General features: G+C 58.8%; 13 protein-coding genes and 4 tRNA genes. All 17 read left to right on the top strand.

The annotated features are described in order from the left end of the window. The first annotated feature begins 90 nt into the window (after positions 1–90). A complete protein-coding gene (rho, locus tag AC6I8P_RS18565) occupies positions 91–1,350 on the top strand; it encodes a transcription termination factor Rho (protein ID WP_021506991.1) in 1,260 nt (419 codons plus the stop codon). A 280-nt stretch (positions 1,351–1,630) separates the two neighbouring features. Next, positions 1,631–2,707, top strand: coding sequence for a UDP-N-acetylglucosamine--undecaprenyl-phosphate N-acetylglucosaminephosphotransferase (gene wecA, locus AC6I8P_RS18560; RefSeq protein ID WP_021506990.1), 1,077 nt, complete (start codon positions 1,631–1,633; stop codon positions 2,705–2,707). A gap of 37 nt (positions 2,708–2,744) precedes the next feature. Beyond that, positions 2,745–3,794 (top strand): ECA polysaccharide chain length modulation protein, encoded by a 1,050-nt coding sequence (wzzE, locus tag AC6I8P_RS18555; RefSeq protein ID WP_262264944.1) that lies wholly within the window; start codon positions 2,745–2,747, stop codon positions 3,792–3,794. Between the two features lie 10 nt (positions 3,795–3,804). Continuing rightward, positions 3,805–4,929, top strand: a complete 1,125-nt coding sequence (gene wecB, locus AC6I8P_RS18550; RefSeq protein ID WP_166712334.1) for a non-hydrolyzing UDP-N-acetylglucosamine 2-epimerase — start codon at positions 3,805–3,807, stop codon at positions 4,927–4,929. A gap of 2 nt (positions 4,930–4,931) precedes the next feature. Continuing rightward, a complete protein-coding gene (wecC, locus tag AC6I8P_RS18545) occupies positions 4,932–6,191 on the top strand; it encodes a UDP-N-acetyl-D-mannosamine dehydrogenase (protein ID WP_262264945.1) in 1,260 nt (419 codons plus the stop codon). Next, positions 6,188–7,264, top strand: a complete 1,077-nt coding sequence (gene rffG, locus AC6I8P_RS18540; protein WP_215800478.1) for a dTDP-glucose 4,6-dehydratase — start codon at positions 6,188–6,190, stop codon at positions 7,262–7,264. Before wecC ends, rffG begins: the two co-directional genes overlap by 4 nt. Positions 7,265–7,287: 23 nt before the next feature. Continuing rightward, positions 7,288–8,169, top strand: coding sequence for a glucose-1-phosphate thymidylyltransferase RfbA (gene rfbA / locus AC6I8P_RS18535; RefSeq protein WP_021506985.1), 882 nt, complete (start codon positions 7,288–7,290; stop codon positions 8,167–8,169). After that, positions 8,147–8,842 (top strand): dTDP-4-amino-4,6-dideoxy-D-galactose acyltransferase, encoded by a 696-nt coding sequence (rffC, locus tag AC6I8P_RS18530; protein WP_058758102.1) that lies wholly within the window; start codon positions 8,147–8,149, stop codon positions 8,840–8,842. Before rfbA ends, rffC begins: the two co-directional genes overlap by 23 nt. Further along, complete coding sequence (rffA, locus tag AC6I8P_RS18525) at positions 8,842–9,972, top strand: dTDP-4-amino-4,6-dideoxygalactose transaminase (RefSeq protein WP_021506983.1); 1,131 nt, start codon at positions 8,842–8,844, stop codon at positions 9,970–9,972. Before rffC ends, rffA begins: the two co-directional genes overlap by 1 nt. Then, entirely contained in the window at positions 9,972–11,225 is a 1,254-nt protein-coding gene (wzxE, locus tag AC6I8P_RS18520; protein WP_058771060.1) for a lipid III flippase WzxE, read from the top strand. Before rffA ends, wzxE begins: the two co-directional genes overlap by 1 nt. After that, complete coding sequence (gene wecF / locus AC6I8P_RS18515; protein WP_498030861.1) at positions 11,222–12,292, top strand: TDP-N-acetylfucosamine:lipid II N-acetylfucosaminyltransferase; 1,071 nt, start codon at positions 11,222–11,224, stop codon at positions 12,290–12,292. The genes wzxE and wecF overlap by 4 nt, the downstream gene beginning before the upstream one ends. Beyond that, positions 12,289–13,632: an ECA oligosaccharide polymerase gene (gene wzyE / locus AC6I8P_RS18510; RefSeq protein ID WP_238561281.1), complete on the top strand. Its 1,344-nt coding sequence runs from the start codon at positions 12,289–12,291 to the stop codon at positions 13,630–13,632. The genes wecF and wzyE overlap by 4 nt, the downstream gene beginning before the upstream one ends. A 28-nt stretch (positions 13,633–13,660) precedes the next feature. Further along, positions 13,661–14,395 (top strand): lipopolysaccharide N-acetylmannosaminouronosyltransferase, encoded by a 735-nt coding sequence (wecG, locus tag AC6I8P_RS18505; protein WP_021506979.1) that lies wholly within the window; start codon positions 13,661–13,663, stop codon positions 14,393–14,395. Between the two features lie 159 nt (positions 14,396–14,554). Then, positions 14,555–14,631: transfer RNA gene (locus tag AC6I8P_RS18500), tRNA-Arg, on the top strand. 90 nt (positions 14,632–14,721) lie between these two features. After that, positions 14,722–14,797, top strand: a tRNA-His gene (locus AC6I8P_RS18495). Positions 14,798–14,813: 16 nt separating this feature from the next. After that, positions 14,814–14,900: transfer RNA gene (locus AC6I8P_RS18490), tRNA-Leu, on the top strand. Between the two features lie 36 nt (positions 14,901–14,936). Next, a tRNA-Pro gene (locus tag AC6I8P_RS18485) sits at positions 14,937–15,013 on the top strand. Positions 15,014–15,294: the final 281 nt, after the last annotated feature.

The following is a 15,294-nucleotide window of genomic DNA, read 5'->3' as shown; positions in this document are numbered from 1 at the left end:
GAAAAAGAGCCATTAACAGGCATGGAATTTTTGCCATACCATTCACGACAAACATTTCGAGAATTACCCCGAGTTTAAGAACCCATCACTATGAATCTTACCGAATTAAAGAATACGCCGGTTTCTGAGCTGATTACTCTCGGCGAAAATATGGGGCTGGAAAACCTGGCGCGTATGCGCAAACAGGACATTATTTTCGCCATCCTGAAACAACACGCGAAGAGCGGCGAAGACATCTTCGGTGATGGTGTGCTGGAGATACTGCAGGATGGATTTGGTTTCCTCCGCTCCGGAGACAGCTCCTACCTCGCCGGTCCCGATGATATCTACGTTTCTCCCAGCCAAATCCGCCGCTTCAACCTCCGCACTGGTGACACCATTTCTGGCAAAATCCGCCCACCGAAAGAAGGTGAACGCTATTTTGCGCTGCTGAAAGTTAACGAAGTTAACTACGACAAGCCAGAAAACGCCCGTAGCAAGATTCTGTTTGAAAACCTGACGCCGCTGCACGCGAACAACCGTCTGCGCATGGAGCGTGGTAACGGTTCGACCGAAGACCTGACGGCGCGCGTGCTGGATCTGGCATCGCCAATCGGTCGTGGTCAGCGTGGTCTGATCGTCGCACCGCCGAAAGCCGGTAAAACCATGCTGCTGCAGAACATCGCGCAGAGCATTGCGTACAACTACCCTGACTGCGTGCTGATGGTGCTGCTGATTGACGAGCGTCCGGAAGAAGTAACCGAAATGCAGCGTCTGGTGAAAGGCGAAGTTATCGCGTCTACCTTTGACGAACCGGCCTCGCGTCACGTGCAGGTTGCAGAGATGGTGATCGAGAAGGCTAAGCGCCTGGTCGAGCACAAAAAAGACGTTATCATCCTGCTGGACTCCATCACCCGTCTGGCGCGCGCCTACAACACCGTAGTGCCGGCGTCGGGTAAAGTCCTGACCGGTGGTGTTGACGCCAACGCCCTGCATCGTCCGAAGCGTTTCTTCGGTGCGGCACGTAACGTGGAAGAGGGCGGCAGCCTGACCATCATCGCCACCGCGCTGGTTGATACCGGTTCGAAGATGGACGAAGTGATTTACGAAGAGTTTAAAGGTACAGGTAACATGGAACTGCACCTGTCACGTAAAATCGCTGAGAAGCGCGTGTTCCCGGCTATCGATTACAACCGTTCCGGTACGCGTAAAGAAGAGCTGCTCACCTCTCAGGAAGAGCTGCAGAAGATGTGGATCCTGCGCAAAATCATCCATCCGATGGGTGAAATTGATGCAATGGAGTTCCTCATCAATAAACTGGCAATGACCAAAACCAACGACGAATTCTTCGATATGATGAAACGCTCGTAATCTGTTGCCGCCGGTAACGGCCTGAGCCAGCCGGCTAACGGCACAAAATGCCAGGATTTATGACTAACGCCACGTCTTAACGTGGCGTTTTTCATTTGTGGGCATTAGGATTATGCCTGTCAGGAAGCAGACATATTGACTGAGGCAGCAAAGCGGCGGTTTTTTCAGCAAACGCACGCGCTGCGACAGAATTCAGACCAGGGATATACAGCAATGGCGGGAAAATTGCTTATTGTTGTCCATGATTTTAGCTGAGAGCGTTAACGTGAATTTACTCACTATGAGTACTGAGCTTGGTTTAGTTTTTCTTTTTTCTTTAGCGTTCCTGTTTTTTGCTCGTAAAGCGGCTAAAAAAATTGGGCTTGTGGACACGCCGAATTCCAGAAAACGACACCATGGCGCCATTCCGTTAGTCGGCGGTATCTCCGTGTATGCGGGGATTTGCTTCGCCTTTGCCATCTCAAATTATTATCTGCCGCACGCCGTACTGTACCTTTTCTGCGCCGGGGTACTGGTGCTGGTCGGCGCGCTCGATGACCGCTTTGATATCAGCGTCAAAATCCGTGCCGTGGTTCAGGCGGCGATCGCCATCGTGATGATGGTCGGGGCAAAACTCTATTTACTGAGCCTGGGGTTTATCATAGGTCCGGTCGAGCTGATCGTCGGGCCTTTCGGCTATGTGCTGACGCTGTTCGCGGTATGGGCAGCGATCAATGCTTTCAATATGGTGGACGGTATTGATGGTCTGCTGGGTGGCTTATCCTGCGTCACCTTCGCCGCGATGGGCATCATCCTCTATTTTGACGGACAGACCAGCCTGGCGATGTGGTGCTTCGCGATGATCGCCGCCACCATTCCCTACATTCTGCTTAATCTCGGCTTTTTAGGCCGCCGTTATAAAGTGTTTATGGGTGATGCCGGCAGTACCATGATCGGCTTCACTATCATCTGGATTCTGCTGGAAACGACGCAGGGCCTCAGCCATCCCATCACGCCAGTCACCGCCCTGTGGCTGATTGCTATTCCGCTGATGGACATGGTGGCGATCATGTATCGTCGCCTGCGCAAGGGCATGAGCCCGTTCTCGGCCGATCGTCAGCATATCCATCACCTGATCATGCGGGCCGGTTTTACCTCCCGGCAGGCATTTTTATTGATTACCGTGGCCGCCGCGCTGCTGGCCGGGATTGGCGTGCTGGGCGAATATCTGGCATTTATTCCCGAGTGGGTCATGCTGGCGCTGTTCCTCGCTGCTTTCCTCCTTTACGGTTATTGCCTGAAACATGCATGGCGCGTCGCGCGCAAAATCCGTCGTATCAAACGTCGCTGGCAAAGCAGCGGCGAAGAGAAAAAATAATTACCCAGATAAGTACCCGGATAAGGACACTTTTGTTATGACCTCTGTCGTTGTGGAGAACGAACTGGATGTACGCGGCCTCGGCTGCACGCTGTGGCGCGGCAAAGGCTGGATTATTGGCCTGGCGCTGCTGTTTGCGCTGCTGGCGTGGCTGGCTTCCGTGTTAATGAAGCAATCCTGGAGCGCCACGGCGGTGACCGATCGGCCGACGGTGAATATGCTGGGCGCATTCTTTGTGCAGCAGCAGTTCCTCAATAATCTGGATGTGCGCAACGAGACCGTCAGCCTGAATACGCCTGCGCCGACGGTGATGGATGAGGTCTATCAGGAGTTCACCATGCAGCTGGCGTCGTGGGATACGCGTCGCGATTTCTGGCTGCAGACTGATTACTATAAGAGCCGCAAAAGCGGTAATGCGCACAATGATGCCGCGCTGCTCGACGATCTGATCACGAACATTCAGTTCACCCCGGCCGATGCCACTCACAATACGCTGGATAACATTAAGCTGATTGCGGAGACCGCCGGCGACGCCAACAATCTGCTGCGGCAGTACATTGCCTATGCCAGCGAACGCGCCGCGCGCCATCTCAACGATGAGCTCAAAGGTGCGTGGCAGGCGCGCAGCGTGCAGCTGCAGGCGCAGGTCAGTCGTCAGCAGGAAGTGGCGCAGGCGGTGTTTGATCGCCGCCGCCAGCGCATTGAGCAGGCGCTGAAAGTGGCCAGCCAGCAGGGCATTAAAGAGAACCGCGCGCCGGTCAGCGGAGAAGCGCTGCCGGACAGCGATCGCTTCCTGCTGGGGCAGCAGATGCTGCAGGCGCAACTGGATACCCTGCAAGCCAGCGGACCTGCTTACGATTTAAGCTATGATCAAAACAGGGCGATGCTCAACACACTGCAGGCCGGGCCGCGTCTGGATAAACCGTTCCAGACCTACCGTTACCTGCGCACGCCGGAAGAGCCGGTCAGCCGCGATAGCCCACGTCGTCTGTTTATGATGGTGATGTGGGGCGCGATCGGTGCGCTGGTGGGTGCCGGCGTAGCGCTGGTGCGTCGTCCGCGTGCAACATTCGCCAACCGTCACTAAGAGAATCCGCGTGAAAGTTCTGACTGTATTTGGCACGCGCCCTGAAGCGATCAAAATGGCTCCGCTGGTGCAGGCACTGGCGCAGGATGCTGCCTTCGAATCGCGCCTGTGCGTGACGGCACAACATCGTGAAATGCTTGACCAGGTACTGCGCCTGTTCCGGCTGCAGCCCGACTATGACCTCAATATTATGCGGCCCGAACAGGGGCTGACCGAGATCACCAGCCGCATTTTGCAGGGCATGAAAACCGTGCTGGCGGACTTCCAGCCAGACGTCGTGCTGGTGCACGGCGATACCACCACCACCTTTGCCGCCAGCCTGGCCGCGTTTTACCATCAGATTCCGGTGGGCCACGTTGAGGCGGGTCTGCGGACCGGTAACCTGATGTCACCGTGGCCGGAGGAGGCCAACCGCACCCTGACCGGCCATCTCGCCAGCTATCACTTCACGCCGACAGAAAATTCCCGGCAAAACCTGCTGCGCGAAAATCTGCCCGATGCGCGCATTTTCGTCACCGGCAATACGGTGATCGACGCGCTGCTGTGGGTACGCGATCGCGTGCTGGATGATGCCGATCTCAATGCCCGCCTGGCGGCGCGTTACCCGTTCCTTGAGGCCGACAAAAAGCTGATTCTGGTTACCGGCCATCGGCGCGAAAGCTTTGGCGAAGGCTTTGAACGCATCTGCAGCGCGCTGGCGCAGCTGGCGCGTCAGCATCCGCAGCTGCAAATTGTCTATCCGGTGCACCTCAACCCTAACGTCAGCGAGCCGGTGAACCGTATTCTGAGCGGTATCAACAACATCATTCTGATTGAGCCGCAGGAGTACCTGCCGTTTGTCTGGCTGATGAATCGCGCCTGGCTGATTCTTACCGATTCCGGTGGCATCCAGGAAGAGGCGCCGTCGCTGGGCAAACCGGTGCTGGTGATGCGCGAAACCACCGAGCGGCCGGAAGCGGTCGCGGCCGGTACGGTGAAGCTGGTCGGCACCGACGTGAATAAAATTGTTGCTGAAGTCAGCCTGCTATTGCAGGACGACGAGGCGTGGCAGGCGATGAGCCGCGCGCACAATCCGTATGGCGACGGCCATGCCTGCGCGCGCATCCTGCAGGCACTTAAACAACACAGAGTTTAACTATGCGTTTTTCAACCATTTCCGTTATCGGACTGGGCTACATTGGGCTGCCGACGGCAGCCGTTTTTGCTTCGCACGGGAAACAGGTCATCGGCGTGGATATCAATGCGCGCGCGGTGGAAACCATTAATCGCGGCGAAATTCATATCGTCGAGCCCGAGCTGGGCGACGCAGTACGTGCAGCGGTGCACAACGGCAACCTGCGCGCCACCACCCAGCCTGAAGCTGCCGACGCCTTTCTGATTGCCGTGCCGACGCCGTTTGTCGGCGATCATCAGCCGGATCTCAGCTACGTGCAGGCGGCTGCGCTGTCGATTGCGTCGGTGCTGAAGGCCGGCGATCTGGTGATCCTCGAATCAACCTCGCCGGTGGGCGCTACTGAACAGATGGCGCAATGGCTGGCGGCGGCGCGCCCGGATCTGCGCTTCCCGCAGCACGGCGAGCAGCCTGACGTGTTTATCGCTTACTGCCCGGAGCGTGTGCTGCCGGGGAAAGTGATGGTCGAGCTGCTGGAAAATGACCGTGTGATTGGCGGCATGACGCCGGCCTGTTCGGCGCGCGCCAGCGAGCTGTATCGCATTTTCCTGCGCGGCGAGTGTGTGGAAACTAACGCGCGCACCGCAGAGATGTGCAAGCTGACGGAAAACAGTTTCCGCGATGTGAACATCGCCTTTGCCAACGAACTGTCGCTGATCTGCGCCGAACAGGGGATCAACGTGTGGGAACTGATTGCGCTGGCGAACCGCCATCCGCGCGTCAATATCCTGCAGCCGGGACCGGGCGTTGGCGGGCACTGCATTGCGGTCGACCCGTGGTTTATCGTGGCGCAAAACCCGCAGCAGGCACGGCTGATCCGAACCGCGCGTGAGGTCAACGATGCCAAGCCGGGCTGGGTGCTGGATCAGGTTAAACAGGCGCTGGCCGAGTGCCTGACGGCCAGCGGCAAGCGTGCCACGGACGTGACCATCGCCTGCTTCGGTCTGGCATTCAAACCTAATATCGATGACCTGCGTGAAAGCCCGGCGATGTCGGTGGCGCAGCGTATTGCGGGCTGGCACAGCGGCCGCACCTGGGTGGTCGAGCCGCATGTGGCGGATATTCCGCCGCAGCTCGCCGAACGCGCTACGCTGGTGCCGCTGGCTGATGCCCTGCAACACGCTGACATCCTGGTGATGCTGGTCGATCATGCACAGTTCCGCGCCGTTACCCCTGAACAGGTGACGCAGCCGTGGATTGTGGATACCAAAGGAGTCTGGCGATGAAACAGTTTTTAGTCACCGGCGGCGCCGGTTTTATTGGCTCCGCGCTGGTGCGCTTCCTGATTGCCAATACCGACCACCGGGTGGTGGTGGTGGATAAGCTGAGCTATGCCGGCAATCTGGCGTCGCTGGCACCGGTTGAGCAGGATGCGCGCTTTGCTTTTGAGCAGGTCGATATCTGCGACCGCGCCGCGCTGGATCGCGTGCTGGCGCAGTACCAGCCGGACTGCATCATGCATCTGGCGGCTGAGAGTCACGTGGACCGCTCGATTGACGGGCCAATCGCCTTTGTCGAAACCAACATTGTCGGCACCTACCAGCTGCTGGAGGCGACGCGCCATTACTGGAACGGCATGACGGATGAGCGCAAGAAGGGCTTCATCCTGCACCACATCTCCACTGACGAGGTGTTTGGCGATCTGCACGGCACGGAAGATTTCTTTACCGAAACCACGCCGTACGCCCCGAGTAGCCCTTATTCGGCGACCAAAGCCAGCAGCGACCATCTGGTGCGCGCGTGGCTGCGCACCTACGGACTGCCTGTGGTGGTCACCAACTGTTCCAACAACTATGGCCCTTACCATTTCCCGGAAAAACTGATTCCCCTCACCATTATCAATGCGCTGGCCGGTAAGCCGCTGCCGGTGTACGGCAACGGCAGCCAGATTCGTGACTGGCTGTATGTGGAAGATCACGCCCGCGCGCTGTACACCGTGGTCAGCAGCGGCAAAGTGGGCGAGACCTACAACATTGGCGGCCACAACGAGCGGCGCAATATTGAGGTGGTGGAGACGCTGTGTGATTTGCTGGATGAGCTGGCACCGCAACAGCGCGCTGCCGGGCTGAGCAGCTACCGGGAACTGATCACCTTTGTTCACGATCGTCCCGGCCACGACCTGCGCTATGCCATTGATGCCAGTAAAATCGCCCGTGAACTGGGCTGGACGCCGCAGGAAACATTCGACAGCGGCATCCGCAAAACCGTGCAGTGGTATCTGGCCAATCCGCAGTGGTGGCAGGCGATTCTCAACGGCAGTTATCGCGGCGAGCGTCTGGGCTTAGCCACCCCGCATTAAGCACGCATGCAGGAGGAGCAACGATGAAAGGTATCATCTTAGCCGGTGGCTCGGGCACACGCCTGCACCCGATAACCCGGGCGATATCCAAGCAGCTGCTGCCGGTGTACGACAAACCGATGATCTACTATCCGCTGTCGGTGCTGATGCTGGCGGGGATTCGCGACATTCTTATTATTACCACGCCGGACGATCGCGCCCATTTTGAGCGGCTGCTGGGTGACGGCAGTGAATTTGGCCTGCAGCTGCAGTATGCCGAGCAGCCGAGTCCGGATGGCCTGGCGCAGGCCTTTATCATCGGTGAATCCTTCATTGGCGACGACAGCTGTTGTCTGGTGCTGGGCGACAATCTCTACTTCGGCCAGGGCTTCAGTCCGAAACTGAAAAAGGTGGCCGCGCGCAGCCACGGTGCCACGGTCTTTGCCTATCAGGTCATGGATCCGGAACGTTTTGGCGTGGTGGAGTTTGATGACGACTTCAACGCGCTGTCGATTGAAGAGAAGCCGCAGCAGCCGAAATCGCGCTGGGCAGTCACCGGCCTCTACTTTTACGATAACCGCGTGGTGGAGTTTGCGAAGCAGGTGCAGCCCTCGGCGCGCGGCGAGCTGGAAATTACCGCCATCAACCAGATGTATCTGGAGCAGGGCGAACTGGCGGTGGAGCTGTTGGGGCGCGGCTTTGCCTGGCTGGACACCGGCACCCACGACAGCCTGATTGAGGCCAGCGTGTTCGTGCAAACGGTGGAGAAACGCCAGGGCTTTAAAATTGCCTGCCTCGAGGAGATTGCCTGGCGCAACGGCTGGCTGAGCGATGAGCAGCTGCTGGCAGCGGCGCAGGCGTTGACCAAAACCGGCTACGGCCAGTATCTGCTGGATATTCTGCATGCCCGTCCGCGTCAGTATTGATCCCCTCGCGTGGGAGAGCGACTTCTTCCGCTGCGCCACGGCGCGGCTGACGCTGGACGGCGATGTGCCGCTGGCCGAGGCGCTGCAGCAGCCTTACACGCTGTGGCAGGTTAAGGTGCCGGCGCAGGACAGCGCGGCGATAGATGCGCTGAGCCAGCATGGTTTTCAGCTGGTGGAAGGCGAAGCGGATCTGGCGATCAATATCAAACGCACCGAACGGCAGACCGGCGTGCGTATCGCGCGCGAAGCGCAGATTCCGCAGCTGCGCGCGGCAGCGGCCCAGGCGTTTAGCCAGAGCCGCTTTCGTGCCCCCTGGTTTGACGCTGAAGACAGCGGCCGCTTCTACGCACAGTGGATTGAGAACGCGGTGCGCGGCACTTTTGATCACCAGTGTCTAATCGCCTGCGACGAGCAGGGCGCGCTGCAGGGTTTCGTCTCCATGCGCGAAGTCGCCGGTGACGCGCGTATCGGTCTGCTGGCGGTGCTGCCGGCGGCGCAGGGCAACGGCGTCGGGCAGCGTTTGCTGCTGGCAGCTGCCGACTGGGGCCGGGTGCGCCAGCTCGAGCGTCTGCGGGTCGCGACCCAGCTCAGCAATCTTACGGCGATGCGCCTCTATTTACGCAGCGGTGCCCGGCTGGAAAGCACCGCCTACTGGTTTTACAGGAAAGCCTGATGATCCCATTTAACGCGCCCCCGGTTGTGGGCACCGAAGTTGACTATATGCAGTCGGCGATGGCCAGCGGCAAGCTGTGCGGCGACGGCGGCTTTACCCGGCGCTGTCAGCAGTGGATGGAGCAGCATTTTGGCAGCAAAAAAGTGCTGCTGACGCCCTCGTGCACCGCTTCGCTGGAGATGGCCGCGCTGCTGATCGATATCCAGCCCGGCGATGAAGTGATCATGCCGAGCTACACCTTTGTCTCCACCGCCAACGCCTTCGTGCTACGCGGTGCCACCATTGTGTTCGTCGACGTGCGTCCGGATACGCTGAATATCGACGAAACGCAGATTGAAGCAGCAATCACGCCGAAAACGCGCGCCATCGTGCCGGTACATTACGCGGGCGTGGCGTGCGAGATGGATACCATCATGGCATTGGCGGCGAAGCACCAGCTGTATGTGATTGAAGATGCGGCGCAGGGCGTGATGTCGCAGTACAAAGGGCGCGCGCTGGGCACCATCGGCCATATTGGCTGCTTTAGCTTCCATGAGACGAAAAACTACACCGCCGGCGGTGAAGGCGGCGCTACGCTGATCAACGAGGCGAAACTGATCGAGCGTGCGGAGATCATCCGCGAAAAAGGCACCAACCGCAGCCAGTTCTTCCGCGGACAGGTGGATAAATATACCTGGCGCGATATTGGTTCCAGCTACCTGATGGCGGATTTGCAGGCGGCTTATCTGTGGGCACAGCTGGAAGCGGCGGAACGCATCAACCAGCAGCGTCTGCGCCTGTGGCAAAACTATTACGACGCGCTGCAGCCGCTGGCGGCCAGCGGACGCATTGCGTTACCGGCGGTGCCGGCCAGTTGCCGTCACAACGCCCACATGTTCTATCTCAAATTGCGCGATAGCGAGGATCGCCAGGCGCTGATTAACTGGATGAAGGAAGCGGAGATCCTCACCGTGTTCCACTATATCCCGCTGCACTCCTCACCGGCCGGCACGCGTTTTGGCCGCTTCCACGGCACGGATGCGTTCACTACGCGCGAGAGCGAGCGCCTGCTGCGGCTGCCGCTGTTCTACAACCTGTCGGACAACAACCAGCGTACGGTAATCAGTTCGCTGCTGAGCTTCTTTGCCTGATGTCGTTAGCCAGAGCCTCAGTGTGGACCGCCTCGTCCACGCTGGTAAAAATTGTCGCTGGCCTGCTGGTGGTGAAACTGCTGGCCGTGAGCTTCGGCCCCGAGGGCGTCGGCCAGGCGGGTAACTTTCGCCAGCTGATTACCGTGCTCGGCGTGCTGGCCGGCGCGGGTATCTTCAACGGCGTAACCACCTATGTCGCGCAGTTCCGCCAGCAGCCGGCGCAGTTGCGCGCTGTGACCGGCACTGCATCGGCAATGGTGCTGGGGTTTTCCACGCTGCTGGCGCTGCTGTTCCTGCTGGCGGCGGAGCCCATCAGCCGGGCGCTGTTTGGCCACACGGCCTGGCAAAACGTGGTGCGTATCGTCGCCTTTTTGCAGCTGGGCATTGCCTGGGCCAACCTGACGCTGGCGCTGCTGAAAGGTTTTCGCGATGCGCGCGGTAACGCGCTGGCGCTGATCGCCGGCAGCCTGATCGGCGTGGTGGGTTATGTGCTGTGCTGGTGGCTGGGTGGCTATGCTGGTGCGCTGGTCGGGCTGGCGCTGGTGCCGGCGCTGCTGGTCGGGCCGGCGCTGTGGATGCTGCGACGCCACCGCGAGGAACTGCCGCTGCGCTGGCTGATGCCCCAGTGGCAGCCGGCGCTGGCGCGTAATCTGGCCAAATTTACCCTGATGGCGCTGATGACGGCCGTGACCTTGCCGGTAGCCTGGGTGATGATGCGTAATCTGCTGGCGCAACAGCAGGGCTGGGCGCAGGTCGGGCTGTGGCAGGGCGTCACCAGCATCTCCGATGCGTATCTGCAATTTATCACCGCCACGTTCAGCGTCTGGCTGCTGCCAACGCTGGCGCGGCTGGAGCATAAAGCCGACATCGCGCGCGAAATTGGCCGTGCGCTGCGCTTTGTGTTGCCGGCGGTGGCGGCGGCCAGCTTTTGTGTCTGGCTGCTGCGCGATGTCGCCATCTGGCTGCTGTTTTCCCCGCAGTTCAGCGCCATGCGCGATCTTTTTGTCTGGCAGTTGTGCGGTGACGTCTTTAAAGTAGGCGCCTATGTTTTCGGATACCTGGTGATCGCCAAAGCCTCACTGCGCTTTTATATTCTCACGGAAATCAGCCAGTTTGTGCTGCTGACCGCCTTTGCGCACTGGCTGATCCCACTGCACGGAACGGCGGGCGCGGCGCAGGCTTATATGGCGACCTACGTGCTCTACTTTGCCCTTTGCTGTGGGGCTTTCTTGATTTATTGCCGGAAAAAATGATGCTATTTCACGTGCTGGGCTCCGATATCCCGCATCACAATCACACGCTGCTGCGCTTCTTTAACGACGTCATGAGCGTTGAATCGCCAGCCGACGCGCCGCGTCAGTTTATGGTGGTATCGGCCGCGCCGGATACCCTGCTGGCCTATCCTCAACTGCAGATCGACGTGTATCCCAGCAAGCGCGCGCTGGCGCAGGCGGTGATCGCACGCGCCGCCGATCGCCGTCAGCGCTTCTTCTTTCACGGCCAGTTCAATCCGCGCCTGTGGCTGGCGCTGCTCAGCGGCAAGCTGCGGCGACAGCAGGCGTTCTGGCACGTCTGGGGCGCCGATCTCTATGAAGAGGGCGCCGGGCTAAAGTACCGCCTGTTTTATCTGCTGCGGCGTATCGCCCAGGGGCGCATGGCGCAGGTGTTTGCCACGCGCGGCGATCTGCACTTTTTCCAGCAGCGCCATCCGCGCGTGCCCACTTCGCTGCTCTATTTTCCAACGCGTATGCCGGAGGCCGCGATACCCGCCCCTGCCGCCAGCGACAGCTTTACCATTCTGCTCGGCAACTCGGGCGATCGCAGCAACCGGCACATTGAAGGATTGCAGGCGATTCGCCGCCAGTTTGGTGAGCAGGTTAACGTGGTGATCCCGCTCGGTTATCCGGCCAGCAACTATGAGTACATCGATGAGATTGATGCTGCCGCGCAGCGCCTGTTTCCGCGCGGCCAGGTGACGCTGCTGCGCGACAAAATCGACTTCACTGCCTATCTGCAATTGCTGAGTCGCTGTCAGCTCGGTTATTTTATGTTCGAGCGTCAGCAGGGCATTGGTACGCTGTGCCTGCTGATTCAGGCCGGCATTCCGTTTGTGGTCAACCGTAAGAATCCGTTCTGGCGTGACCTGAGCGAGCAGGGGCTGCCGGTATTGTTCAGCGCTGATGCGCTGGATCGCACGCGCGTGGCGGAGGCGCAGCGTCAGCTGGCGCAGTGCGATCGTTCCGCTATCGCCTTTTTTGCCCCGGGCTATCTGGCGGGATGGCGCCACGCGCTGGCGGAGAGTGAAAGGGAGTCAACATGAGCCTGCTGCAGTTTAGTGGTCTGCTGGTGGTGTATCTGTTTTCGCTGGGCTTCATTCTGACGCTGACCTGGCGCGAATTTAAACGGGTGCGTTTTAATTTCCACCTGTTCTTTACCCTGCTGTTTTTACTGACCTTTTACTTTGGCTTTCCGCTGACCAGCGTGCTGGTGTTCCGCTTTAACGTCAGCGTGGTGCCGGCAGACTATCTGCTGCAGGCGCTGCTGGCCGCCACCAGTTTCTACGCCATCTATTACGTCAGCTACAAAGTGCGGCTGCGGCCTGCGCAGGCGGTGCCGCGCAAACCCTGGCTGACGATGAACCGGGTGGAAACCCATCTGACCTGCCTGCTGCTGGCGCTGGTGGCGGTGGGAACCGTCACGGTGTTCTTTATGCATAACGGCCTGCTGCTGTTCCGGCTGTCGGCTTATAACCAGATCTTCTCCAGCGAAGTGTCCGGCGTGGCGCTCAAGCGTTTTTTCTACTTCTTCATTCCGGCGATGCTGATCCGCTATTTCCTTAATCCTACCCAGCGCCAGTGGCTGCTGTTTTTGCTGATCACGGTGGCGTTTGGTCTGCTGACCTATGCGCTGGTGGGCGGGACGCGCGCCAATATCATCATCGCCTTTGCGCTGTTCCTGTTCATCGGCATTACGCGCGGCTGGATTACGCTGTGGATGCTGGTGGGAGCCGGCGTGATGGCGATTGGCGGCATGTTCTGGCTGGCGCTGCGTCGTTACAATCTCGACGTGGTGGGTGATGAAGCGTTTTACACGTTTCTCTATCTGACGCGCGACACCTTTTCGCCGTGGGAAAACCTTGCGCTGCTGCTGCAGAATTACGACAAAATCGATTTTCAGGGGCTGGCCCCGATCTGGCGTGATTTCTACGTGTTTATCCCGGGCTGGCTGTGGCCGGATCGGCCATCGATGGTGCTCAACAGCGCCAACTATTTCACCTGGGAAGTGCTGAATAACCACTCCGGGCTGGCGATTTCACCTACGTTGCTCGGTTCGCTGCTGATCATGGGTGGCGCAGGTTTTATTCCCCTTGGGGCGATAGCGGTCGGGCTGTTGATGAAAGGGTTTGATTCTCTCTACCAGCAGGGGCGCGAAGCCGGCAACCGCTACAGCGGTGCCATTTTGCAAAGCTTCTGCTTTGGCGCGGTGTTCAATATGATCGTGCTGGCGCGCGAAGGGCTGGATGCCTTCGGCTCGCGCGTGGTGTTCTTTTGCCTGATTTTCGCCGCCTGTGTTGGGCTGGCGAAGTTACTTTTCTGGCTGTTAGCGCGTGCCGGGCTGATTCGCCCGCGCGCGGAGCCAGTTTTATCGCGCTCTGCTTAACCTCCGGGCCTGACGGGAAATACCGACCATGGAAACCGATCATCCGCGTTATACCCTGCGCGGCATCGATTTACACGCTTTCGCCGATATGGCGAGCTTTCTTCACTTTCTGCTGCCGGACGGCAAGCCGCGCAGCGGCACGCTGGTGGCGATCAACGCCGAAAAGATGCTGACGCTGGAAGAGGATGCCCAGCTGCGCGCGCTGATCGCCGCCGCGGAGATCAAATACCCGGACGGCATCAGCATTGTGCGTTCGCTGCGAAAAAAATACCCGCAGCTGACGGTGAACCGCATCGCCGGCGCCGATCTGTGGGAAGCGCTGATGGAACAGGCGGGCCGCAGCGGTATTCCGGTGTTTTTAATCGGCGGGCGTGAGCAGGTGCTGCAGGAAACCTGCGATAAATTACGCCGTCAGTGGAATGTCAACATCGTGGGCAGCCAGAACGGCTACTTCGCTCCAGCCGAACGCGAGGCGCTATTTGCACGCATTGCCGCCAGCGGGGCGCAGATTGTGACCGTGGCGCAGGGATCGCCGCGCCAGGAGCTGCTGATGCGCGACTGTCGCGAACACTGGCCGCACGCGCTGTATATGGGCGTCGGCGGCACCTATGATGTCTTTACCGGCCACGTCACGCGTGCGCCGCGCATCTGGCAGCAATTAGGGCTGGAGTGGCTGTATCGCCTGATACGTCAGCCATCACGCTGGCGTCGTCAGTTAAAACTGCTGAAATATTTACGCTATCACTGGCGCGGCGATCTGTAACGCGGCAGGAATAGTGCTGTAATTCCGGCAGGTTAAGCAGGCAAATTGCGTTATTTATCGACGGAATGCACAAAGCGTAAGCAAACGCGATTTTTTTATGAAAAAGCACTGGACAGCCTGGAGTCAAATACGTAGTATGCCCATCCGCAACGGCGCTACGCGCCCGTAGCTCAGCTGGATAGAGCGCTGCCCTCCGGAGGCAGAGGTCTCAGGTTCGAATCCTGTCGGGCGCGCCATTTAGTTTGTGCGCAAGAGCTTCGGTGGTTGGTTTAACCGCGTTATGCAGTGCATTAAGTAAGCGGTTACGCTTACGCACCAGAATTATGGTGGCTATAGCTCAGTTGGTAGAGCCCTGGATTGTGATTCCAGTTGTCGTGGGTTCGAGTCCCATTAGCCACCCCAGATTTTGCTGGGACATGCGAAGGTGGCGGAATTGGTAGACGCGCTAGCTTCAGGTGTTAGTGTTCTTACGGACGTGAGGGTTCAAGTCCCTCTCTTCGCACCAGGCAAAACAAGTAAGCAGTAACAGGCAGTACAAAATCGGCGAGTAGCGCAGCTTGGTAGCGCAACTGGTTTGGGACCAGTGGGTCGGAGGTTCGAATCCTCTCTCGCCGACCATATTCGAAAAGCCCGCTTTGCAAAAAGCGGGCTTTTTTCGTCTGTAGCAAAAGAGGATGAGAACCTCCGAAGGAGGTTTGCGCCGGGCGTAGCGATTGTCGCTATTACACGACACCTAACCTGCTGATTTTCAACAGCCTTACCTTTCCTTGCACAGCCTGTCGCTCAGCGGAGACAGCTTTAAACCGGTCTGTCGCGTTTTCGCGACATCGTAACCGCTGTTAGCAGGCAGGGATTATCTAACTGACTGATATAAAATAACTTCCCGTGATTCATGCCAT

The organism is gamma proteobacterium symbiont of Lampromicra miyakona (assembly GCF_059730895.1).
This window is presented reverse-complemented; position numbering and strand designations above follow the sequence as displayed.

Excerpts from the sequence above, each read along its gene's own strand:
- rho (WP_021506991.1), top strand. The coding sequence starts at position 91 with ATGAATCTTACCGAATTAAAGAATACGCCGGTTTCTGAGCTGATTACT.
- wecA (WP_021506990.1), top strand. The coding sequence starts at position 1,631 with ATGAGTACTGAGCTTGGTTTAGTTTTTCTTTTTTCTTTAGCGTTCCTG.
- wzzE (WP_262264944.1), top strand. The coding sequence starts at position 2,745 with ATGACCTCTGTCGTTGTGGAGAACGAACTGGATGTACGCGGCCTCGGC.
- wecC (WP_262264945.1), top strand. The coding sequence starts at position 4,932 with ATGCGTTTTTCAACCATTTCCGTTATCGGACTGGGCTACATTGGGCTG.
- rffG (WP_215800478.1), top strand. The coding sequence starts at position 6,188 with ATGAAACAGTTTTTAGTCACCGGCGGCGCCGGTTTTATTGGCTCCGCG.
- rfbA (WP_021506985.1), top strand. The coding sequence starts at position 7,288 with ATGAAAGGTATCATCTTAGCCGGTGGCTCGGGCACACGCCTGCACCCG.
- rffC (WP_058758102.1), top strand. The coding sequence starts at position 8,147 with ATGCCCGTCCGCGTCAGTATTGATCCCCTCGCGTGGGAGAGCGACTTC.
- rffA (WP_021506983.1), top strand. The coding sequence starts at position 8,842 with ATGATCCCATTTAACGCGCCCCCGGTTGTGGGCACCGAAGTTGACTAT.
- wzxE (WP_058771060.1), top strand. The coding sequence starts at position 9,972 with ATGTCGTTAGCCAGAGCCTCAGTGTGGACCGCCTCGTCCACGCTGGTA.
- wecF (WP_498030861.1), top strand. The coding sequence starts at position 11,222 with ATGATGCTATTTCACGTGCTGGGCTCCGATATCCCGCATCACAATCAC.
- wzyE (WP_238561281.1), top strand. The coding sequence starts at position 12,289 with ATGAGCCTGCTGCAGTTTAGTGGTCTGCTGGTGGTGTATCTGTTTTCG.
- wecG (WP_021506979.1), top strand. The coding sequence starts at position 13,661 with ATGGAAACCGATCATCCGCGTTATACCCTGCGCGGCATCGATTTACAC.